27 protein-coding genes and 3 tRNA genes are annotated in these 22,682 nt (G+C 31.0%); 13 read left to right on the forward strand and 17 right to left on the reverse strand.

Features of this window, described 5'->3' with window-relative positions:
* Positions 1-294 precede the first annotated feature (294 nt).
* Entirely contained in the window at positions 295-1,656 is a 1,362-nt protein-coding gene (gene radA / locus H0I30_RS11535; protein ID WP_218772010.1) for a DNA repair protein RadA, read from the forward strand.
* A gap of 34 nt (positions 1,657-1,690) precedes the next feature.
* On the opposite strand, the gene H0I30_RS11540 is transcribed toward radA, so the two are convergent.
* From H0I30_RS11540 to H0I30_RS11600, 13 genes are all read right to left on the reverse strand, one after another.
* Positions 1,691-2,410 carry a hypothetical protein gene (locus tag H0I30_RS11540; RefSeq protein WP_218772011.1) on the reverse strand — a complete coding sequence of 240 codons (720 nt, stop codon included), beginning with the start codon at positions 2,408-2,410 and terminating at the stop codon, positions 1,691-1,693.
* Positions 2,411-2,474: 64 nt separating this feature from the next.
* Complete coding sequence (locus H0I30_RS11545) at positions 2,475-4,670, reverse strand: transglycosylase domain-containing protein (protein WP_218772012.1); 2,196 nt, start codon at positions 4,668-4,670, stop codon at positions 2,475-2,477.
* Positions 4,671-4,735: 65 nt separating this feature from the next.
* Positions 4,736-5,566 carry a hypothetical protein gene (locus H0I30_RS11550; RefSeq protein WP_218772013.1) on the reverse strand — a complete coding sequence of 277 codons (831 nt, stop codon included), beginning with the start codon at positions 5,564-5,566 and terminating at the stop codon, positions 4,736-4,738.
* A gap of 138 nt (positions 5,567-5,704) precedes the next feature.
* On the reverse strand, positions 5,705-6,673 hold the full coding sequence (arsM, locus tag H0I30_RS11555) for an arsenosugar biosynthesis arsenite methyltransferase ArsM (protein WP_218772014.1): 969 nt from the start codon (positions 6,671-6,673) through the stop codon (positions 5,705-5,707).
* A gap of 72 nt (positions 6,674-6,745) precedes the next feature.
* Complete coding sequence (locus tag H0I30_RS11560) at positions 6,746-7,561, reverse strand: purine-nucleoside phosphorylase (RefSeq protein WP_218772015.1); 816 nt, start codon at positions 7,559-7,561, stop codon at positions 6,746-6,748.
* Between the two features lie 90 nt (positions 7,562-7,651).
* Positions 7,652-8,251, reverse strand: a complete 600-nt coding sequence (locus H0I30_RS11565; RefSeq protein ID WP_218772016.1) for a TIGR04282 family arsenosugar biosynthesis glycosyltransferase — start codon at positions 8,249-8,251, stop codon at positions 7,652-7,654.
* Positions 8,244-8,738, reverse strand: coding sequence for a rhodanese-like domain-containing protein (locus tag H0I30_RS11570; protein WP_218772017.1), 495 nt, complete (start codon positions 8,736-8,738; stop codon positions 8,244-8,246). The genes H0I30_RS11565 and H0I30_RS11570 overlap by 8 nt, the downstream gene beginning before the upstream one ends.
* A 115-nt stretch (positions 8,739-8,853) precedes the next feature.
* Positions 8,854-9,906: an arsenosugar biosynthesis radical SAM (seleno)protein ArsS gene (gene arsS / locus H0I30_RS11575; RefSeq protein WP_218772018.1), complete on the reverse strand. Its 1,053-nt coding sequence runs from the start codon at positions 9,904-9,906 to the stop codon at positions 8,854-8,856.
* A gap of 135 nt (positions 9,907-10,041) precedes the next feature.
* A complete protein-coding gene (locus H0I30_RS11580; RefSeq protein ID WP_218772019.1) occupies positions 10,042-10,377 on the reverse strand; it encodes an arsenosugar biosynthesis-associated peroxidase-like protein in 336 nt (111 codons plus the stop codon).
* Positions 10,378-10,450: 73 nt separating this feature from the next.
* Positions 10,451-11,158, reverse strand: coding sequence for a DUF547 domain-containing protein (locus H0I30_RS11585; RefSeq protein WP_218772020.1), 708 nt, complete (start codon positions 11,156-11,158; stop codon positions 10,451-10,453).
* Between the two features lie 243 nt (positions 11,159-11,401).
* Positions 11,402-11,485, reverse strand: a tRNA-Leu gene (locus H0I30_RS11590).
* A 65-nt stretch (positions 11,486-11,550) separates the two neighbouring features.
* Positions 11,551-11,634 (reverse strand) — tRNA-Leu (locus H0I30_RS11595).
* A 52-nt stretch (positions 11,635-11,686) separates the two neighbouring features.
* Positions 11,687-11,758, reverse strand: a tRNA-Gly gene (locus H0I30_RS11600).
* Between the two features lie 216 nt (positions 11,759-11,974).
* On the opposite strand from H0I30_RS11600, the gene cyoE reads away from it, so the two are divergent.
* From cyoE to tsaB, 10 genes are all read left to right on the forward strand, one after another.
* Positions 11,975-12,832 (forward strand): heme o synthase, encoded by an 858-nt coding sequence (cyoE, locus tag H0I30_RS11605; protein ID WP_218772021.1) that lies wholly within the window; start codon positions 11,975-11,977, stop codon positions 12,830-12,832.
* Positions 12,832-13,416: a cytochrome c oxidase subunit 3 gene (locus tag H0I30_RS11610; RefSeq protein ID WP_218772022.1), complete on the forward strand. Its 585-nt coding sequence runs from the start codon at positions 12,832-12,834 to the stop codon at positions 13,414-13,416. The genes cyoE and H0I30_RS11610 overlap by 1 nt, the downstream gene beginning before the upstream one ends.
* 56 nt (positions 13,417-13,472) lie before the next feature.
* Entirely contained in the window at positions 13,473-14,486 is a 1,014-nt protein-coding gene (locus tag H0I30_RS11615; RefSeq protein ID WP_218772023.1) for a cytochrome c oxidase subunit 3, read from the forward strand.
* A gap of 19 nt (positions 14,487-14,505) precedes the next feature.
* On the forward strand, positions 14,506-14,844 hold the full coding sequence (locus tag H0I30_RS11620; protein WP_218772024.1) for a cytochrome C oxidase subunit IV family protein: 339 nt from the start codon (positions 14,506-14,508) through the stop codon (positions 14,842-14,844).
* A 43-nt stretch (positions 14,845-14,887) separates the two neighbouring features.
* Positions 14,888-15,589 (forward strand): hypothetical protein, encoded by a 702-nt coding sequence (locus H0I30_RS11625; RefSeq protein ID WP_218772025.1) that lies wholly within the window; start codon positions 14,888-14,890, stop codon positions 15,587-15,589.
* Positions 15,576-16,223, forward strand: coding sequence for an SCO family protein (locus H0I30_RS11630; RefSeq protein WP_218772026.1), 648 nt, complete (start codon positions 15,576-15,578; stop codon positions 16,221-16,223). Before H0I30_RS11625 ends, H0I30_RS11630 begins: the two co-directional genes overlap by 14 nt.
* A gap of 1 nt (position 16,224) precedes the next feature.
* The gene (locus tag H0I30_RS11635; RefSeq protein WP_218772027.1) at positions 16,225-16,746 is read left to right on the forward strand and encodes a DUF420 domain-containing protein; all 522 of its coding nucleotides are present in this window, start codon (positions 16,225-16,227) and stop codon (positions 16,744-16,746) included.
* Positions 16,739-16,963 (forward strand): hypothetical protein, encoded by a 225-nt coding sequence (locus tag H0I30_RS11640; protein WP_218772028.1) that lies wholly within the window; start codon positions 16,739-16,741, stop codon positions 16,961-16,963. The genes H0I30_RS11635 and H0I30_RS11640 overlap by 8 nt, the downstream gene beginning before the upstream one ends.
* 203 nt (positions 16,964-17,166) lie before the next feature.
* Positions 17,167-18,501, forward strand: coding sequence for a TolC family protein (locus H0I30_RS11645; protein WP_255554383.1), 1,335 nt, complete (start codon positions 17,167-17,169; stop codon positions 18,499-18,501).
* A 90-nt stretch (positions 18,502-18,591) separates the two neighbouring features.
* Positions 18,592-19,269, forward strand: coding sequence for a tRNA (adenosine(37)-N6)-threonylcarbamoyltransferase complex dimerization subunit type 1 TsaB (gene tsaB / locus H0I30_RS11650; protein WP_218772030.1), 678 nt, complete (start codon positions 18,592-18,594; stop codon positions 19,267-19,269).
* Here tsaB and H0I30_RS11655 read toward each other — a convergent pair.
* Both H0I30_RS11655 and H0I30_RS11660 read right to left on the reverse strand, forming a co-directional pair.
* Positions 19,266-20,072, reverse strand: coding sequence for a mechanosensitive ion channel family protein (locus H0I30_RS11655; RefSeq protein WP_218772031.1), 807 nt, complete (start codon positions 20,070-20,072; stop codon positions 19,266-19,268). The two genes, tsaB and H0I30_RS11655, sit on opposite strands and share 4 nt — an antisense overlap.
* Before the next feature lie 66 nt (positions 20,073-20,138).
* On the reverse strand, positions 20,139-20,492 hold the full coding sequence (locus tag H0I30_RS11660; protein ID WP_218772032.1) for a DUF1304 domain-containing protein: 354 nt from the start codon (positions 20,490-20,492) through the stop codon (positions 20,139-20,141).
* A 166-nt stretch (positions 20,493-20,658) separates the two neighbouring features.
* On the opposite strand from H0I30_RS11660, the gene H0I30_RS11665 reads away from it, so the two are divergent.
* Positions 20,659-21,006, forward strand: a complete 348-nt coding sequence (locus H0I30_RS11665) for a toxin-antitoxin system YwqK family antitoxin (RefSeq protein ID WP_218772033.1) — start codon at positions 20,659-20,661, stop codon at positions 21,004-21,006.
* 54 nt (positions 21,007-21,060) lie between these two features.
* On the opposite strand, the gene H0I30_RS11670 is transcribed toward H0I30_RS11665, so the two are convergent.
* A complete protein-coding gene (locus tag H0I30_RS11670) occupies positions 21,061-21,699 on the reverse strand; it encodes a viroplasmin family protein (RefSeq protein ID WP_218772034.1) in 639 nt (212 codons plus the stop codon).
* A complete protein-coding gene (locus H0I30_RS11675) occupies positions 21,692-22,261 on the reverse strand; it encodes a phosphoribosylglycinamide formyltransferase (RefSeq protein ID WP_218772035.1) in 570 nt (189 codons plus the stop codon). Before H0I30_RS11675 ends, H0I30_RS11670 begins: the two co-directional genes overlap by 8 nt.
* A gap of 178 nt (positions 22,262-22,439) precedes the next feature.
* Between H0I30_RS11675 and H0I30_RS11680 the strand changes: the two genes are divergently transcribed.
* Positions 22,440-22,676, forward strand: a complete 237-nt coding sequence (locus H0I30_RS11680; protein ID WP_068702406.1) for an acyl carrier protein — start codon at positions 22,440-22,442, stop codon at positions 22,674-22,676.
* Positions 22,677-22,682 lie beyond the last annotated feature (6 nt).

Genomic DNA, 22,682 nt, shown 5'->3' on the forward strand with positions numbered 1-22,682 from the left:
GCCGCTTAATCCCTAACGCAGTTTCTTTATAAATTTTAGTTATAAACTATTTTTGTTCGGCCGTGTTTAAGAAGCTGTTTTCGTGATTATAAAAATCATAGTACCGTCATACTGAATTTATTTCAGCATCGCATAACTTTGGAAAATTAGAAACTAAAATAAATTTAGTTTTAAGGATCAATATTTTTTAGAATAATATTTATACAGACGCTAAAAATAATCAATAGTATTAGATATTAGTTTGTAACTTTGAATATTACTATAGAGTATTTTAAAACTTCCAATCTATTTTAAATGGCCAAAACCAAAACTACTTTTTTCTGTCAAAACTGCGGAGCGCAACATGCGCAATGGGCAGGACAATGCAATACTTGTAAAGAATGGAATACCATTGTTGAAGAGGTAATTCAGAAAGAAGAAAAACGAGTTTGGAAAAGTCCTGAAAACAATAAAAAAAGAGTTTCTACACCTTTAAGAGTACAAGATATTCAGTTAAACCCTGAAGAACGTGTTGAAACAAAAAATAACGAATTAGACACTGTTTTAGGTGGCGGAATTGTAAAAGGAGCTGTTGTTTTATTAGGTGGTGAACCCGGAATTGGTAAATCGACGTTGTTATTGCAAATCGCTTTAAAAATTCCGCAAAAAGTATTGTACGTTTCAGGTGAAGAAAGTCAGTCGCAAATTAAAATGCGCGCCGAGCGTTTAGAGGCTACAAATTCTAATTGCTTAATTCTTACCGAAACCAATACACAGCAAATTTTTAAAAATATAGAACAGGTTAAGCCAGATGTTTTGGTGATTGATTCTATTCAAACCTTACATACAAATTCTATTGAAGCTTCACCGGGAAGTATTTCTCAAATACGTGAAACATCAGCAGAACTTATAAAATTCGCCAAAGAAACTTCAACTCCGGTATTATTAATTGGTCATATTAATAAAGAAGGACACATTGCAGGACCTAAAATTTTAGAACACATGGTTGATGTGGTATTACAATTTGAAGGCGACAGAAATCATACCTATAGAATATTACGTTCTCAGAAAAACCGATTTGGTTCTACTGCCGAACTCGGAATTTACGAAATGCTATCAACCGGATTACGAGAAGTATCTAATCCGTCTGAAATACTAATTTCAAAAAAAGATGCTGATTTAAGCGGAACCGCAATTGCATCAACTTTAGAAGGTATTCGTCCTTTAATGATCGAAATTCAGGCCTTGGTTTCTACCGCAGTTTACGGTACGCCACAACGCTCTACAACAGGTTATAATTTAAAAAGATTGCACATGATTTTAGCTGTGCTAGAAAAAAGAGCAGGTTTTAAATTAGGAGCAAAAGATGTTTTTTTAAATGTTACAGGCGGAATTCATGTAGATGATCCTGCAATAGATTTAGCGGTTGTTGCAGCAATTTTATCATCGAATCAAGATTTAGCGATTAATCCGAATGTTTGTTTTGCGGCCGAAGTTGGTTTGGCAGGAGAAATACGACCGGTTTCTAAAATTGATCAGCGTATTTTAGAAGCTGAAAAACTAGGGTATAAAACTTTAGTAGCCTCGAAATACAATAAAATATCTTCTAAAAACCACGGTATAAAACTAGTTTTGGTTGGTAAAATAGAAGAGGCTTTTGCTACGTTGTTTGCTTAGGAAAAAAGTATAAGAATATATTAGATTATTGTTTTTACTTAATTTCGATTAGTTCATTTTCCAAGTATTTTAAAATAAATATTTTATCGAATGTTGTTCTTAATCTTTTTGATGTAATTTGAATAGATGGTAAATAATCAGCAGATAATTCGCCTGATTTTATAACTAACCAATATTTATCACATTTTTCAAATGTAATTTTAGCTTTTTCTTTTTTATTTAGTATGTTTTGAATTTTTAAACTATCAATTTCTTTTCCAACCGTAGAATACAATTCGATGTATTCGTAATCTTTTATTTTTTCATCAAAGATTAATTTATATGATTCAACTATTTTAGGTAGATCCCCATTGTTATCTATTTCTAGTATGTAGTTTTTCTTTTTTTTGTTGATGTTTTTAATAATGTCATTAAAGAAAATTTCAGCAATTTTATTTGGGCTACTCACAAGAGGGAATTCATTTTTATTTAAATGAATTATAAGATAGCATCTAGGTATTTGTTTCTCTCGGAATAAATTTAAGATTTCTTCCGAAACTCTTCTAGTTATTTCTTCTATTGATTTTAATAGAGATCCTTTGTTAGATTTATAATCATCTTTAAATATTTGAGTAATTTCTACTCCAATTTTCTGCTTACTGTGAATAATAAAATCAGGTTTATCAATATGTTCAGTTCTACCCGAAGGAAATTCAGGATATGATTTTCTAAATTTATCAAAAATACTTTTTTCTATAGTTTCTTTTTTTGTCATAATTTAGGTTAAGTTATCAGAAAACAAGTTAAAAATAAAACTAAGCACTTCAAAAATGTAAAGACTAATCTTCTTTCTTTTTCTTCTTTCCAAAAAGTCTATTAAAAAAACCTTTAATTCCTTTTTGTCTGTAAGCAGGGCATTTTATTGATTCGTAAACATCTTCCGGAATATCAAAGTCCGTCAAGTATTTTTTACTTAGCTCGGTGTCTTTCTCTATTTCTTTAATAATATTGGCAACAATAGGTAAAGCTAATGACGAACCAGAACCTTTTCCGCTTTTAAAATGTATGGTGTTTTTTGAAGTTCCTACCCAAGTACCAAAAACAATATTGGGCGTATAGGCAAGAAACCAAGCATCGGTATAATCTTGTGCGGTACCTGTTTTTGCAGCAAGCTGACTTTTAATTTTATAAGTGTTTCTAATCTTAGCTCCCGTACCTTGGTCAACAGCTTTTTGTAAAATAGCTGTTAGTGTCTCAGTAGTTTCTTTTTTAAAGACTTCTTCAGCCTTCTGTTCTTTACTTTCATAAATAATAGCACCTTCTTTATCGGTAATTTTAGTAATCATGTACAAGTCGTTCATGGCACCATTATTAGCAAAGCTCCCGTACGCTTTTGTTATTTCAGACAACGATAAGTCTAAGGTTCCTAAAGCAATAGACGGAGCGTTATTGGTAATTTTAGGAAACTGTAGTTTTTCACAGTAATTGATTAATAATTCTCTTTCGAGCTTAAAATAAAGATCGATAGTTGGTAAATTCATAGAATGAATTAAGGCATTCCATAGTGCAACTTTATTATCTGGAGTCGTTTTATAATCGGCATTTTGAGGTTTCCAATTATTAAATTCGGGATATGTTTTTTCTTCGTTGTCAAAATAGTCGCAAGGCGAAATATCATTTTCTAGCGCAGTAGCATATAAAATGGGTTTAAAAGCAGAAGCTATTTGACGATGTGATAAAACCATATCAAAAGGAAGCATTTTAAAATTATTACCACCAACCCAACTAATTACTGCTCCGTTTTTAGGATTTGTAACTAATACAGACGCATTAAGCATTTTTGCATAATGCCATAAACTATCAATTTTAGTACCTTTTATTGTTTTAGTGCTGTCCCAGTCGAACAACTTAAAGGTTTTGTTTTGTTTGTCTTTTTCAGAAGAAAAACGGTTCTTTTTTAACCAGCTGTTTTTTAAACTATTCGATCGTAACTCTTTATCTAGCTCTTTTTGTTTAACTATAAGTTGCTCTTTAGCCGCTTTTTCGGCGATTTTTTGAAATTTGTAATTTAACGTAGTGTATATTTTTAAACCGTCGGCTTCTATATTGTGTTTTATGTTTCTTGTTTTATTAATGCTATCTATTATTTTAACAGCTTTTTTCTTTACTTGATAAGAAAAATAACCAGCAGTTGTTTTTAAATCGAGGTTTTTATAGCTTAGTGTAAGTGGTAATTTTTTTAAACTGTCTGTAGTTTTGGTAGTTAAATACTGTTCGTTTTTCATGAGCTGAAGAACGATATTTCTTCTGCTTAAAGCATTTTCAGGATTCAACCTTGGGTTGTAATAGGTGTTTGCTTTTAACATACCAACCAACACCGCAGATTCTTCAGCATTTAACTCATTTGTCTTTTTGTTATAAAATCGATTAGCGGCAGATTCTATCCCAAAAATATTTTCACCAAAAGGAACCGAATTAAAATACAATTGAAGTATCTCGTTTTTAGAATATAAGCCTTCCATTCTACTAGCAATAATAAGTTCTTTAATCTTATTTATGGGCAGGCTTAAAAAACCGTGATATTTTCGTCCGTATAAGTTTTTAATTAATTGTTGCGTAATTGTACTTCCGCCACCACCAGAAGCATCTTGCATTAAAATACTTTTAAATAATACTCTTGCATAGCTCTGACCATCGTAACCATTATGAGTATAAAAACGTTTATCTTCAGTAGCAACTAAAGCTTCTTTTAAATGATTTGGTATTTGTGATATGTTGATGTTAGTTCGGTTTTCTGTAAAGATTTTACCGATAATTATATCATCCGAAGAATATATTAAAGAGGCTTCTTCATTTATTACAGATGATAATTTTTCGTTGTTGGGTAAAGCGCCAAACACTTCAAAATACACCAAAGAGAATAGTAGCATTATTAATAGCAATATAAAAATAGCCAAACCCGTTACGTATTTTAATAAACGGATTAAAGTTTTCTTTTCTATAAGCTTATGGTATATTTCTTTAAATGTTTTCATCAGGCTATTAGTCAAATTCTGTTTTTCAAGATTTTTATTACTTAGAGTTTTAAAGAACTCTTAATTTATTTTTTAAACTCAGCAATTTTTATACCGTTGTTAAACTTTATGTTTGTCCAGTTTACAAATATCCAAGGTTTATTGGTTACTTCTGCGTTCCAATTAGAGTTTTTGTATTTTCTTTTTGTAGGTATAAGTAAGCCCTCAATATTTTCGTACTGCAATTTCATTAAAAAAGGATCAGTTTTACCAAAATCAACAACAGTAAAAAGAAACTGGTCTATTAATTTAGTGTTTTTATTAATGTATAATTGATATACATCCTTTGGTTTATTGTCTTTAGAATTAAACGTAATTTTAACAATATCATATTCGTTATTACCAATGTTTTCTTCTTTTATATATTCATAATTTACACCTGGATCTAATAATTTTTGAATCATGGTAAACCAATAAAAGTTGGTAGGTCTGTTAAAAGCAACTCTTTTTAAAGCAACAGAATCTAAAATAATTCTTCCGTTATTTTTTAGCCAAAATTCTTTACCATCATAACCTTGCTCGATATTACCTGATAAATGCGTAAGCGTTCTTTCGTGTTTAGTATACAAACCATAAGACAACTCGTTATTAAATATATATTTTTCGGTTGATGTATCTGTTTTGCCATCCGGAGTTTTATAAGTATACGTATAAATTACATCTTTTTTTGATGAAAGCTCACTGTAATTACCTGTTTTTTCTACTGTTTGATATACTAATTGATGTGCTTTGTTTTTAAATTGAATATTGTTTGTTGCTATAGCTGGTTTTATTTCTGTTATATCTTTTTTGATGTTTTGTTTACAAGAAGATAAAGTAAGTATTGCAGTGATGCAAATTGCTATGAGTATTCTCATTTTTGTTGTTTTTTAATATTATTGTCTAGTAGCTAATTTTATGCAAAGCTATTAGAAAAGGGGTGAAGGTTAAAACTATTTTTATTAAACAAAAAGAACCTCATAATTACATGAGGTTCTTTATAGGTTTTACTGTTTTTAACAACATCCACCACCATCATAATGATAGGTAGATTCTGAGAAGAAAATATCATCTCTGCCTAAAGCTTTTAAAGCTGCGGCAGTTTTATCGCAAATAGCTAGTGGCTGATTTTTTAATAAAGTATGTCCTAATCCGTCATCAAAATAATCTTCATCACCGTAATATATAGCTGCTTTTCCTGTAAAAATACAAGGACCATCCGCTGGCATTGGATCTTTAATTGCGGCAACCTCAATAGATTCTATATAAATTAATTCATCTGTTGGATAATTCTTTGGGTCTAAAATACGGTATGGCTTACGAGCTCTAATTTCTATGGTTCCGAAACCAGCATCTGTTAATGCTTTTACATAATCGGCAATTGTTAAACTACCGCTTAAACATAAGGCACGTAAACGTTCGTCGTTACGCAATTCTTCATTCATCTCTTGCTCGCAAGTAGGATCACTCATCACTAATTTTCCGTGAGGCTTTATTACTCGATACATTTCTGCAATTGCCTTCTTTAAATCATCCGATTTAAAAATGTTGAATAAACAGTTTTGGGCAGCAACATCAATTGAATTATCATCAACAGGTAAGTTCATAGCATCACCTTTACGTAAATCAACAAAATCGCTTTTAAACCAATCGTTTTGTTCTTCGGCAACGATAAAGTTTTTGCGAGATGCTTCTAACATTTCATCAACTACATCTAAACCAATAACCCCACCTTTATTTCTATTGAAATAGGCAAATTGTAATAATTCCATTCCGCCACCAACACCAACATATAACATTTTTGGATTGTTGGTTAAATCGCGTGCATGTACTGTAGAACCACAACCGTAGTTCATTTCTTGCATGATTTTAGGAATTTTTAAACCAGGTAATTCCCAAATAGGATTTGTGGTACAGCACAAGCCAACATCTGGCGTTAAAGCTGCTTCTTTATATACATTGTGTGTGGTTTCTAAGTAACTCATTTGTTTTGTGTTTATGTTAATGCGAAGAAGTATAATAAGGGAATAGATTCCTTCACTTCGTTCGGAATGACTTTATAATTTATTAATTAGTTCTTTAAATAAAGTAATCATTTTTGGTTCTGCTTTACCAGCAACAGCAATAATTTCGGCAATATCTACAGGTTGTAAATTCTTAGGGTCACATTCGTCTGTTAAAACCGAAATAGCAGCACATGGTAAATTTAATTGTTTTGCAACAATAACTTCTGGTACCGTACTCATACCAACAGCATCTGCTTCTAAAATTTGCAGCATTCGGTATTCGGCTCTGGTTTCTAATTGCGGACCTACAACACTTGCATACATTCCTTCATGTAACTGAATGTCGTTTGCTATTGCAATTTCTTTCAGCAGACCATTAATTTTTTTCGAATAAGGCTCAAGCATATCCGCAAAAATATTTCCGAAATCATTCGCTCCTTTAAATGCTAATGGCGAACCTCCTTGAAGGTTTAAATGATCTTCTAATAACATTAAATCTCCTTTTTTATAAGTAAGATTAATGGCACCTGCAGCATTAGAAATTAATAGAGTATTGATTCCTAAACTATGCATTGTTCTAATTCCATAGGTAACTTCCCAAAGATTGTAGCCTTCGTATACATGAAAACGCCCAGACATCACGAGTACTTTTTTTCCTGATAAAGTTCCGTAAATTAATTTACCTGAATGAAATTCGACTGTTGCTTGTGGAAAATTAGGAATATCAGCATACGCGATTTCTTTTTCGATATTTATCTCGTTAACTAATTTTCCTAAACCTGTTCCTAAAACAATTCCGATTTCAGGATTTATAATTCCGTTAGATTTTAAAAAATCTGTTGTTTCTTGTAGTTGTTGTTTTTTCATTTGTACTGAACTTATTTAAGTTCTTTTGTTAGGTCGAGCGCAGTCGAGACCTTAATTAAAATCTCTCGACTGCGCTCGAGAAGACATTATTTATAAAAAGTGTTGAAATGCTTTGTGGTTTTTAATGTCATCAAAAACATCAACATCATTAAGTTCTTCTAATAAATGCACGCTTACTTTATGTAAGTCCTTAAGTGTGTCTTTTCTTACTGTTGCTGTGCCCCATTTTTTATTTTTAAAAATAGCGGATTGCAGATTTTTCATTCCTAAAAGATAATAACCACCATCTTCAGCAGGGCCAATTACTACATCATTAGTATCTAGTTTAGAAAAGGCATCGTTGATGTGATTTGGAGTTAAATCGTATAAATCGCTACCAATAATCATTATTTTTTCATAACCTGCTTCAAATCCGTCTTTAAAAGCATTTAACATTCTAATGCCTAAATCTTCGCCTTCTTGCTGGTGTTTTTTAAATACATCGTTATTCCAAATATCATTTTCACGAACTTTAACCGAGTAGTAAACCGCTTTATCGCAAGGTAAATTGGTTGTAACTTCTTTGGTTTTATCGAGCAGGAATTTGTAAATATCTAAAGCAGTTTCATCACCAACTGTTTTGGCTAAGCGTGTTTTTGCTTTTCCTAATTCAGGGTTTCTTGTGAAGATTAATAATAAGTTTTTAGTCATAAACTTTTTCTCCTTTTAAGAGCCACTTGCTCCATCGTTTGTTAAAAGTATGTATTTTTTCTGTATTATTACCTAAAGTATCTTGTACTTTAAAGTTTGCGTTTTTCCATTCAAAAATTCCTCCGTAAAGATTATAAACATTTGTATACCCTTCTTTTATTAATTTATGAGCAATCGTTTCAGAACGAATTCCTAAAGAGCAATAAACTACAATTTTAGCGTCTTTATCGTCGGGTAATTTTTGTGTAATTTCTGAGAGCTTAAAATTATTATAACCCACTAAAATGGCATTTTTTAAATGACTAACCTTAAATTCTTCGGCTTCTCTAGCGTCTAACAAAATGGTTTTTGTGTTGGGTAAAGCTAAAGTTTCTACAGATATATATGGAACGTTTTTAGTGTTGTGTTTTTTTAATAATTGATTTAAATCCTTCTGAGAAAAAGAGCTTAGAGAAATCAACAAGAAAAAGAAAATAAGTTTGTTCATTTTACTATACATAATTAGAAGCTGTTTCCTGCTTTCTGCACTCGCTCTCTGCGAGGAGCTCAAACAAATGCTTCAATCAGGGCTAGGCTTATTTACAAAAATTGTTACATTAAAGTTAAGCAACAACACCTTGGCAACTACTACCAGCGCCGGCAGTACAACCATAACAATGTTGATTGATAATTATATCTCTATCTTGTAATAACTCTTCGTTGTATTCTGAAATGTGTTTTACTTTCGAGTTAACTTTTAAGTTTAACATTTGATTAAAATCACAGTCATACAAATTTCCGTCCCAGCTTATCGATAATGTATTTGTACACATTACGTTTTCAACAGCCATCGGATTATAAGCCTCTACCAAAGAATGCATATATTCTTCATAATTTTCTGAAGCAATTAAATAGTCTAAAAATCTACTTATAGGTAAGTTTGTGATGGCAAATAAATTGTGAAAATCAATATTAAAATCATCTTTCAAAGCTTTTTTAAAGTCGTTCTCTAAAGCGGCTTGATCCCCAGGTAAAAAAGCTCCTGATGGATTGTACACTAAATCTAATTTTAAATCAGACCCTTCAGTTCCGTATCCAACTTCATTCAGCATTTGAAGCGCTTTAATAGATTTATCAAAAACACCATCACCGCGTTGCTTGTCAGTTTTTCCACGTGTCCAGTGCGGCATTGAAGAAACTACGTGTACATTGTGTTTTTTAAAGAACTCAGGTAAATCGTAGTATTTTTTATTTGCCCTTATAATAGTTAAGTTAGAGCGCACAATAAAATCTTTAATTCCTGCTTTTGATGCTTCTTCAACAAACCATCTAAAATTAGGGTTCATTTCTGGTGCGCCACCTGTTAAATCTAACGTATGTGCTTCTGTTTTTTTAATAACATCTAAGCATTGCTGCATGGTTTCGGTTGTCATGATCTCTTTACGATCAGGACCAGCATCTACATGGCAGTGCGCACAAACCTGGTTACACATATAACCTAAGTTAATTTGAAGAATTTCTAGCTTTTTAGGGCGAAGCGGAAACTGATTTGTTTCCTTTATTTTTTTAGCAAACGTTGGCAATTCTCCATTAGCGAAAATTCCGTTTGATAAAATTTCTAATTGACGTTGTGTATTTGCCAAGTCGTTATTTCTTGCTTGAAGGGACTTTTTCATCTTTATATTTTAGTTTCTGTCAAGTCGAGAGCAGTCGAGAGCTAAATATTACCTCTTGATAAACTACGTTCACTACTTTCAATAAAGCTAACTTTATTTTAGTAATTCTCGAAGAGACACTTTTGAAGATAGTTTTTACATTTCTAACTTATTCACTTTATTCATCATCTGAACTCCGTGAACTAGTGTTGCACCGCTTTTAATTGCAGCACCAACATGTAATGCTTCCATCATTTCTTCTTTAGTAATTCCGCGCTCTAAACCATCTTTTGTATAAGCATCTATACAGTATGGGCATTGTTCTGTATGTGCAACAGCTAAGGCAATTAAACTTTTTTCACGAGCTGTTAAAGCACCTTCTTCAAATACTTTTCCGTAGTAATCAAAAAACTTAGTACCAAGCTCTTCATTCCATTCTGATATTTTTCCGAACTTACGCAAGTCCGCCGGATCGTAATATGTTTTTGACATGTGTTTTTTTTAGATTGAAAAGTAAAAATACAAATTGTTTAAAGGTTTCCTTGTTAAAAAGATATGATCTTATTTATTTTCCGTTTAAACTCCAGTCATATTTTAAAAAACTAACATTTGCTTTTGCATCTACTTTGGTATTAGAGTATTTGTTGATAAAATCGATTAAAGAGCTTTTTTTGGTGAAGTCTCCTTTAAACCATTCGAAAATTTTTGAAAGCTGTACGTCGTTTTCTGATATCTTATTTCTTGAAGAATCATTAATGAATTTTTTCATTAAGTTATTGGTTTTGCTTTCGTAATTTGCTTCCGTAAAAGCAAAATTACCTAATTGCGGACAAGAACCTGAAGCACAATTTACACCAACATGAATTTTTGGATCATTAAAATTTTTACGTAAAATTTGATGCTCAATATGATTTAGAGTGTATGTTTTACCTCCAACTTTAGCAAACGGAATATTCCACGCATCCTTTCCTTCTTTTTTAATATTTAAAATACTTTTTAAAGGGTAGTTATCTAAGATTATTTTTATCGTGTAAGCATTATAAGCGTTTATCCAAAAGGCTTTGGTTTTTGCTGCAGACCAATTTCTTTGAGGTGTTGTTTTATTTAAATAGCTTAAATAAGAATCAAGTTTAGCTTCATCTTTTTGTAGTTTCTTATAATCTACAAATCCAGTGCTATTAACATGTTCTTTTAGTAAAGTATTAAAAACACTTGTTTGACCAAATGAGTTTATAAAAAAAGTTAAGCTTAGTAATAAAAATATTTTACGCATAATTTTTTGTTTTAATCTAATAAGATAGACGTTGAGGTGCCTAATTAATTACAAATTATATGCCGTTTTAAATAAAAACAATTTGCATGCATGTAATCGGTTAGCTTTTTAAGGGTTTTAATTTAGGGATAATACTCGAGTTAAGCTTTAAAACGAAACAAAAATTATAGGAATCTTATATAAAGAGATAGGAGGGAAGTTTATAAAATAAAAAAACCTTAACAAATAAATGTTAAGGTTTAGTACTGAAGGCGGGACTTGAACCCGCACGACCCAAGGGTCATTGGATTTTAAGTCCAACGTGTCTACCAATTCCACCACTTCAGCTGGTATATGTATATGTTTTTGACTGCTTTCTTAAAATAAACCTCGCTAATAAAAGCGAGGTTTAGTACTGAAGGCGGGACTTGAACCCGCACGACCCAAGGGTCATTGGATTTTAAGTCCAACGTGTCTACCAATTCCACCACTTCAGCGTGATTTGATTGCAGTACAATCAAACTTGGTATATTTTTAAGAAAGTCTCAGAGCGAAAGACGGGATTTGAACCCGCGACCCCCACCTTGGCAAGGTGATGCTCTACCCCTGAGCTACTTTCGCGTAGTCAAAAATTATTTTAAAGAACGTTGCATTGCTTTCAATGCGGGTGCAAATATAACACCTTTTTTTAAACGGCAAAATAATTTTTTAATTTTTTTATATTTCGATTACTATTTTTTTTTATGGTCATTAAAGAAGAAAGAAATATCTTTGCGAAAAATAAAACTAGAAGTGGATTCTATCTCACCAGTACATATTAAACCCTCTTTCAAATCAATGTTTAACGATTTTAAACAATTAACCAAGGTTGGTTTGTCTATAAGTGTTGTTTTTACATCAGTTACAGGTTATTTGTTGGGGGCAGAAACAATTGATTATACTATAGTTTTATTATTGTCATTAGGAGGGTACTTAATGGTAGGTGCATCTAATGCATTTAACCAAGTTATAGAGAAAGATATTGATTCGTTAATGCAGCGTACTAAAAATCGCCCTTTGCCAGCAGGTAGAATGAGCGTAACGGTAGCGTTAACAATTGCAATTGTTTTTACGATTGCAGGTATTGGTATATTATATGTAATAGATCCTAAATGTGCTTTGTTTGGTGCAATTTCTATTTTTTTATACACAAGTGCTTATACGCCTTTAAAGGCTGTAACACCTTTAGCTGTTTTTGTAGGTGCCATTCCTGGTGCAATTCCTTTTATGTTAGGATGGGTTGCTGCAACAGGCGAGTTTGGTGTTGAAGCTGGTTTTTTATTTATGATTCAGTTTTTTTGGCAATTCCCACATTTTTGGGCAATAGGTTGGTTACAGTTTGAAGAGTATAATAAAGCAGGTCTTCATATGCTTCCTATGGATAAAAAAAACAAAGGAGCTATTGTGCAAATAATTTTTTATACCTGTATTATGATTTTAATGTCGGTTGCTCCGGTTTTAAAGGTAACAGGTAGTTTTTACATTTATCCATTAACAGCTGTAATAGTATTATTGCTAGGTGTGTTAATGTTGTATTACGCTTTTCAATTATACAAATCAGAAGAAAATACAGATGCTAGAAAATTAATGCTAGCCAGTGTTTTTTATATTACAATCGTACCCATAATTTATGTGGTAGATAAATTTTTACACTAATGAGTAAACAAACGTTACAAGAAGAATTAAAAGCAGGTAAGAGAAAATCAGCAAAACCAATGTTATGGGTTTCGATGATTAGTATGGTAATGTTTTTTGCAGGATTAACAAGTGCTTATGTTATAAGTATGAAGCGTGATGATTGGGTTAGTTTCGATTTACCTCAAGCTTTTTATATTAGTACTGTTTTAATTGTGTTAAGCAGTATTACCTTAATTTTCTCTCAAAAATTTTTAAAAAAAGATAATTTAAAAGCTTCATTAGGGCTTTTATTGGTTACTTTAATATTGGGTTTAGGGTTTGTATGGTATCAATATGTAGGTTTTAATGAATTAAAATCTGTAGGGTTATATTTTACCGGGCCAGAGAGTACTGTGTCTACATCTTTTATATTAGGAATAACATTTATGCACGTTTTACACCTGTTAGCGGGTATAATTGTGCTCTTGGTGGTTATTTATAATCATTTTAAAAAGAAATATTCAGCATCGGATATGCTTGGGTTTGAGCTAGGTGGAATCTTTTGGCATTTCGTAGATGTTTTATGGATTTATCTATTTTTCTTTTTCTATTTCATAAGATGATGAAAAATGCGTAATTTTGGCGCACTGTTTTAACAAAAATTAACAAAAAGAGATTTATGGAAGCAAATAATGCTGTAAATTCTGATAACAAAGAAACTTGGAGCGGAGGTGGTGAAAAACCATTTGGCGCTAGTTATGGTAAAATGATGATGTGGTTTTTCATCGTTTCTGATGCATTAACTTTTTCAGGTTTTTTAGCAGCGTATGGTTTAACACGTTTTAAATTTATTGATTCATGGCCAATTGCCGATGAGGTGTTTACTCACTTTCCGGGACTACATGGTGTACATGCACCGATGTATTATGTTGCGCTAATGACATTTATTTTAATTATATCATCGGTAACAATGGTATTAGCTGTTGATGCTGGTCATCAAATGAAAAAGAAGAAAGTAGCTTGGTACATGTTTGCTACCATTATTTTCGGAATTATTTTCGTTGGATCTCAGGCATGGGAATGGAAAAATTTTATTAACGGTTCTTACGGAGCGGTTAAAACTTCTAACAATCATATTTTACAGTTTGCAAAGCAAGATGGTGTTGATGATGAAGGTAAACCTAAGTACCATCAAATCGCTTTAGCTGACTTTGTACATGTTGAGAGAAAAGATGATAGAGTAGAGCATACTCGTGAAAACGGATTGTGGTTTGAAAAAGAAGAAACAATTTCTCAGTATTCAGTAGCACAAGTTCAAGAAGCTTTTAAAGCAGATCCATCTTTGTTAATTAGAACAGAGCAATTAAACCCTGAAACGAAGCAAAAAGTAATTTTATCAAGAGCAGAAAGTTTAGCGAAATTAGCTTTAGCAAATCAAGTTGTTGAAGGAGCAAACTTAGAGGTGAATGAATATGGTAATCCAATCTTTGCAGATTTCTTTTTCTTTATCACAGGTTTTCATGGTTTTCACGTATTATCAGGAATCATCATTAATATCATTATCTTCTTTAACGTTGTACTAGGTACATACGAGCGTAGAGGACATTATGAAATGGTAGAAAAAGTAGGTTTATATTGGCACTTTGTAGATTTAGTTTGGGTATTTGTATTTACCTTCTTCTACTTAGTATAATTTAAAAGCGATATTAAAAATGGGTCACGCACACGAATCAAATAAAAAAAGAATTTGGATTGTTTTAGCAATCTTAACAATTATAACGACTGTAGAAGTAGCTTTTGGTATTGTTAAACCAGATGCAATGCATTTACATGGATGGGGAACGAGCTGGTTAAACTGGTTTTTCATCATCTTAACGCTAGTAAAAGCATACTATATTGCTTGGGCATTTATGCACTTAGAGGGTGAAAAAACATGGTTTAGAAGAGCAATTGTTTGGGTATTAGTCTTTTTAGTTTCTTATCTATTATTTATAGTTTTAATAGAAGGAGGTTATTTACATGAAACATTGGCGCCATTAGTAAAATGGTAATCAAATAATATTTTTAAAAAAAGGTGGTTTTAACCACCTTTTTTTGACTTTAATTAGAACTGAAATGGGTAAAGCTAAAAAATTTATTGTCTTGTTTGCACTATTTATAGTGCCATTGTTATTCTATGTATTATTACAATTAGGAACACATAATTTTGGGAAATTACCAATAGTATCTAAAGATGTTATAGATATTTCTTTAATTGATAAAAGCATTTCTTTTGATAAAAGAGTTACCGTAGTTACTTTTTTAGGAAACGATATTAACTTCGTAAAAGGAGAGGTTTATAATTTAAAGGAAAAAATTTACAATAATTTTTCTAATTATGTAAGTTTTCAAATGATTTCTTTAGTTGACGAGAGTCAAAGAGAAGCAGTAGAAGACTTGAAAAAAATGTTAAGTGTTAATACCGATTTAACTCGATGGAACTTTGTATTTGCTTCTCCTGAAGAGATGCAGGCGTTACATGAAAGTTTTAAAACTAAAAGTACCTTAGATGAAAATTTTCATTCACCAAAAGCTTATATTATAGATAAAGAACTTAATTTAAGAAGAGGTAAATCAACTATTAATAGTTTAGAAGATAAAAACTTATTTGGCTATACAATGAAATCTGTAGCAGAACTTAAAAACGATATGATTGATGATATCAGCGTTGTTTTAGTAGAATATAAGTTAGCATTGAAGAAGAATAACAGTAGTGATGATCGAAGAAAAAACAGCATTTCAAATGAAAAAAAATAAATATTCATACGTAGGTATTTCTTTTATTATTTTATTGTTTGGTATCTATGCCGTACCAAAGATTATAAAACATTTTCAAACTGCTGATTTACACAAATTCAATAAAGTTCCTGCTTTTGAATTTATAAATCAAGATGGTAAAACAATTACGAATAAGAATTTTGATAATAAGGTTTTTGTTGTCGAGTTTTTCTTTGCTACTTGTCCAACAATTTGCCCTTTAATGAATGCTGAAATGGTTACTATTCAGAATGAATTTATGGGGAATCCTAACTTCGGAATCGCCTCTTTTTCTATCACACCAGAAATTGATACTCCAAATCAATTAAAAATGTACGCCCAAAAAAATGGAATTAACCATAAAAATTGGCACTTACTAACTGGCAAATCAGAAGAGACGGTATATGGTTTATCTAACGAAGGTTTTAAATTGTTTGCAGGTAAAGGAGAGGTTTCTCATGGCGGATTTGAACATTCAGGTTTATTTGCTTTAGTTGATAAAAATGGATACATACGTTCTCGTTATGACGAACATGGAAACCCGATTATGTATTATCGTGCATTAGATGAACACGGTTTTGGAAATCAAATTACAGAATTGAAACAGGATATTAAATTATTATTGAAGGAATAAAATGAATACTGAAGAAAAAAAATATAAAAGATTAATAACCATCGTTTCAATTGTAATTCCGTTAGCTGTTGCAGCTTTATTCGGAATTAAAATTCCAAACGTTGAGCCGTTGTCATTTTTGCCTCCAATATATGCGAGTGTAAACGGATTAACAGCAGTATTATTAGTAGCGTCAGTTATTGCAATAAAAAAAGGAAATAAAAAGTTACACGAACAATTAAATACCTTAGCAATTATCTGTTCAGCATTATTTTTAGTGATGTATGTAGCGTACCATATGACCTCAGATTCTACTAATTTTGGGGGTGAAGGAGTAGTAAAATATATTTATTTTTTTATTTTAATAACTCATATTATACTATCTATCGTAGTAATTCCTTTTGTTTTAATAACGTTTATGAGAGCACGGTTAGGGAATTTTCCTGAGCATAAAAAAATAGCAAAAATTACTTTTCCTTTATGGTTGTATGTTGCTGTAACTGGTGTAATTGTATATTTAATGATATCTCCATACTATGTATAAAAATTTTTCAATTATTGTTCTGCTAATTCTTTCCGCAAGTGCATCAGCACAATGTGCTATGTGTAAGGCAGTTGTTGAAGGTGGTAGTGAGGATATTGCTGAAGGAGTTAACAACGGAATCACCTATTTAATGGTTTTTCCATATATCTTAGTGGGTACTTTAGCGTACTTTATTTACAGATATAATAAAAAGACAAAAAATAAAACTTTAAACTAAGAGTTTTTGTAACAAATTCTATTTTTAGTCGTCATATAAAAAAATCTAAAAAGTAATTGTTCGATTTTGTGACTATTAACGTTCATAATCAAACAGTTAAAAAGATTTCAATTTTCGTAATTATCTCTCATATAGGTAATTATGTTTTGTTCCTTTTTTGGAACATAAATTGACTAACTATAATGAACAAAAAAATATTCGTCTTGAAAACAAAATTTGTATTAGTAGCAGCTTTATTTACAACGTTAGCTGGTTTTTCTCAGAAACAATGGACACTTAAAGAGTGTGTTACTCACGCACTAGAAAACAATATTACCATAAAGCAGAATCAGCTTAATATTGATATTGCAGAAACAGATGTTAAAAATGCCAAAGGAAATAAATTACCATCTTTAAATGCTTCTACAGGAGGTAATTTAAGATTTGGTTCAGGTTTTGATCCTGTTACAAACAACAGAGTTTCTACAAGTAATTTTGGTGGTTCTTTTGGTTTGTCTTCGGGTATTACTGTTTTTAATGGTTACAGAGTTTTAAATACCTATAAACAAGCACAATTACGTGTAGAAGGAAGTAAGTTAGATTTACAAGTAATTGAGAATGATATAGCTTTACGAGTTGTTAATTCTTATTTAAATGCTTTGTTTGCTAAAGAAAACTTACTTGTCGCAACAACTCAAGCAACTATTAGCCAGAAGCAAATAGAGAGAGCAAAAGCACAATTTGATGCTGGCGCAGTTCCTAAAAGCGATTTGTTAAACGTACAGTCTACCGCGGCAAATGATGCACAAAACGTAATTACTCAAGAAAATGCTTTGAATTTAGCATTACTTAATATATCACAGTTATTACAAGTGCCTTTTAATAATTTTGATGTAGCGAAAATAGAAATAGATTCACCATCTTCAGCAATGTTATATAGCACTTCAGAAGAGGTGTATAAAAAGGCTTTAACAAATAGGCCAGAAATTGCTAGAGCAAAATTAAATATTAAAAATGCAGATCTTTCTATTGCAATCGCAAGATCGGCATATATGCCATCTGTAACAGCTTCGGGTAGTGTTGGAACAAATTATGGATATAATTTAGACTTACCAACAGGTTTTTCTAATCCTGATTTTTTAACTCAATTAGATAATAATTTAGGTTATGGAGTTGGTTTTAATGTTAATATTCCAATTTTTAACGGTTTTAAAACGGATGCTAGTGTGCAACGTTCTAAAATTAGTAAGCTAATTACAGAAACAAGATTAGATAGCCAAAAATTACAATTACAACAAACAATAGAGCAATCTTATCAGGATGCAAAAGCAGCAGCAAAATCATTTGAAGCATCAGAACTTTCACTTAAAGCACAGAAAGAAGCTTTTAAAAATGCACAGGTAAGTTATGATTATGGTTCTATGACACAATTTGATTATGATCAGGTTCGTAATCGTTTAGTAAACGCTGAAGGAACAATGATTAGAGCAAAGTATAACTACGTATTTACAACCAAAGTATTAAAGTTTTACTACGGAGAAGATATTCTATTAGATTAAAAACATAATCAATATTTTAATAAAACTCATCGCTTTTTAGCTGATGAGTTTTTTGTTTTTTAAGACTATCTTTGCTCAAAATTTTACAACTTGGCATTGATACTTAACATAGAAACTGCAACTAAAAATTGTTCGGTTAGTTTGGCTAAAAACGGAGAAGTTTTAGCTATTAGAGAATTAAATGATGGTAATTATTCTCATGCAGAAAAATTACACCCTTTTATTCAAGATCTTTTAAAAGAAGCTAACGTAATAACAAGTAATCTTGATGCAGTAGCAGTTAGTAAAGGTCCTGGGTCTTATACAGGGCTTCGCATAGGAGTTTCTGCAGCAAAAGGAATGTGTTTTGCTATTGATAAGCCATTAATTTCTATAGAAACTTTAAAATCACTTGCACATAGTATTTCTATTGAAGAAGGATTGATAGTGCCATTACTAGATGCGCGAAGAATGGAAGTATATTCAGCTGTTTATAATTCAATTTACGAGCAAGTAAGAGAAATTAAAGCTGAAATAATTACTGAAGATTCTTTTAAAGAGGAATTATCAAAAGGAAAAGTTTATTTTTTAGGTGATGGAGCAGCTAAATGTAAAGAGGTAATTATTCATGATAACGCTGTATTTATTGAAGATGAATTTCCGTCAGCAAAAGAAATGGCAGTATTAAGTTACAATAAGTACAAAAAAAACGACATCGAAGATGTCGCTTATTTTGAACCCTTTTACTTAAAAGATTTTATTGCTATTCCTGAAAAAAAGAAAGTTTAACCTTGTTTCTGAATTTCAACAGTATGTGGATAAGGAATGTCTATTCCAGCTTCGTCTAATGCAAGTTTTACACTTTCGATAGTTTCAAAATGTACTTCCCAATAATCTTCAGTTTTTACCCAAGGTCTAACTGCAAAGTTTACAGAACTATCTGCTAACTCAGATACTTTTGCAGTCGGTGCAGGATCTTTTAATACTTTAGGATTAGAAGTTAAAACTTTCATAAAAACTTCTTTAGTCTTTTTAATATCTGCATCGTAAGAAACACCAAAAGTTAAATCTACTCTTAAGTTTCCTTCTGCAGTATAATTAATAATGTTCCCGTTAGATAATGATCCGTTAGGAATAATAGCTAATTTATTACCAGGAGTATTTACATGAGTTTTAAAGATTTGTATTTCTTTTACGACACCTGTTATTCCTTGAGCTTCTATTAAATCACCAATTTTAAACGGCTTAAACATCATAATTAAAGCACCACCAGCAAAATTAGCAAGTGATCCTTGTAATGCTAAACCAACGGCTAAACCAGCGGCTCCTAAAATAGCAGCAAATGATGTAGTTGCAACACCTAGTTGAGATATAACGGTAACAAACAATAAGGCTTTAAGTGACCAGCTAACTAAATCACCTAGAAACTTTTGAAGCGTTAGATCGACATTTTGTTTGGTCATTACTTTTTTAGAAAGCTTAACCATCATTTTAATCATAAACAAACCAATAACTAAAATAGCAATAGCCGTTATAAGTTTTGGAGTGTATTCTATTAATAAAACTTGAAGTTCATCTAAATATTCTTTCATGTATATAATTTAAAAATTAATAAATAAAGTTAGTATCGAGTACTATTTCTTTTATGTGCCTGCAATTTACAGCATCAACAAGACAATACCAATTAAAGCAGGTACAGATTGAATAATAAAAATTCTAGGTTTTTTTGTAGAATAAGAACCATAAATACCTGCTATAAAAACACAAGTTAAAAAGAAAATAGCGACATCTGTTTTTTGTGAGCATATAGCCCAAATTAAACCAGCAGCTAAAAAACCATTATACAAACCCTGGTTTGCTGCGAGTACTTTTGTTTCTTCAGCAAATTCTTTATTTTTTAAACCAAACGTTTTTATTCCTTTAGGTCTTGTCCATAAAACCATTTCTAAAATCATAATGTATATATGAATTAAAGCAACCAACCCTGTTAAAATATATTGTGAAATATTCATGTTGTAAATAAAATTATAAGATTAAGTCATTAAAAATCAAATTTAAAAATTAATACTCATTCATAAAAGAATAATCGCAATGTTAAATTAATGTTATCTAAATGTTTGTATTATGTAAATATTTTTATATATTTGGATTATAAGTGTTAATTATAAAAATTTAGATATGAAAAAATTAATAATAGCAGCTTGTATTTTATCAGTATCATTACTACAAGCTCAAGATATAGAACCAAAATTTGAAAAATCAGGTGATTTAGTAAAAGCAACTTATTTTTATAAAGATGGTAAGGTAAAAGAGCAAGGGTTTTTTAAGGATAAAAAATTATCAGGAACTTGGACGTCTTTTGATGCCAGTGGAAATAAAAAAACAATTGCACACTACAATGCTGGTAAAAAAGTAGGGAAGTGGTTTATGTGGAAAGAAGATGGTTTAAAGGAAATTGATTACTCAGATAATGTTATAGCGAGTGTTCAGACCTGGAGAGAAGAAACAAAAATGGCAGTTAAATAGTATTTAATTAGTTTATTGATTTATATAAATAACCGAGTTTTTTACTCGGTTATTTTATTTTCTACCAAAATCAGCAGGAATCTCTCCCCAAGCCTTCGTTTCCCATTTTAATATTGGGTTTGTAAAGGTGTTTTCTTTGAGCCATTTTTCGGCACGTTTTATTAGATCTAAAATCTCTTTATTACTGGCGTCAAAAGTTACGTTAGTTCTACATTGTTTTTTTTTAACCCAACTCATTGCTGTTCTAGAATCTGAATAAATAGGATAATTATCCATTTTTTTATTCTTTAAGAGCGCAATTCCGTGCACCAAAGCCAAAAACTCACCAATATTATTGGTTCCTTTTTTATAAGGTCCCATTTTAAAGATTTCTTTTTTAGTTTTTGTTAAAACTCCTCGGTATTCCATTACGCCAGGATTTCCAGCACAAGCAGCATCTACAGAAATACTTTCTAAATCAGGAATTCCGCATTTGGCTTTTTCTTCAGCAGATAAAATAACTTTTTTAGTGTCTTTACCTATGTATTCATTATAGCTTTTTGTAAAAGCAATTTCAGCAGCAGTTTTGTCTATGAAGGCTTTATACTGTGCGTTTTCAAAACCTGTGATTTGTTTTTTGCAAACATCCCAAGAGTTAAAAACACCTGTTTTTTTACCTCTCCAAACAACGTAGTATTTTTTCTTTTTAGACATTTTGTAAAATTATATTTTCAATAACTTTAGGGAAATGCTCTTGTTCTAACAGGTGAATTTTATTTGCAATATCAGCAGTAGTATCGGTATTTGTAAGTGCAGTTTTTGTTTGAGAAATAATAGCACCTTCGTCATAATTCTCGTTTACATAATGAATTGTAATTCCCGTTTCTGTTTCATTGTTTTCTTTTACAGCCTTATGAACATTCATGCCATACATGCCTTTTCCGCCGTATTTTGGTAATAATGCAGGGTGAATATTAATTATTTTATTAGGAAAAGCAGCAACTATTTTAGCAGGAATACGCCATAAAAAACCAGCGAGTATAATTATATCAGCTTCAACATGTAAAAAGTTTAAAACAGTATCTTCTTTCTCAAAATTTTCTTTATCAAACAAAGATGCATTAACATTTAAACGTTCGCATCTTTCAAAAACCTTGGCATGTTCATTGTTAGATAACACGTGAGTAACAGTAGCAATATTGGAATTTTGAAAGTGTTTTATGATGTTTTCGGCATTAGAACCAGAACCAGAAGCAAAAATTACGATACGTTTCATGATAAATAGAAGTATTTTGTTACTACAAAAAAAAGAATAATTATTAACAACGGTGGTGTTTGTAGCAAAATATTCAATATTTTTTTTATATTAGACCACACATTTTCGAGCAAAAGTTAGAATTAATAACTAAGATTTGTATTTTTGCATCGATTTTAAATTTTAAAACAAACAAATTATGTCAGACATAGCATCAAGAGTAAAAGCGATTATCGTAGATAAATTAGGAGTAGACGATAACGAAGTAACAAACGAAGCAAGCTTCACAAATGATTTAGGAGCAGATTCTTTAGATACTGTTGAATTAATCATGGAATTCGAAAAAGAATTTGATATCCAAATTCCAGACGATCAAGCAGAAAACATTGGTACAGTAGGTCAGGCAGTAAGCTATATCGAAGAAGCTAAAAAATAATATTTA

The organism is Tenacibaculum sp. AHE14PA (genome assembly GCF_019278465.1).
GTDB classification, from domain to species: domain Bacteria; phylum Bacteroidota; class Bacteroidia; order Flavobacteriales; family Flavobacteriaceae; genus Polaribacter; species Polaribacter bernardetii.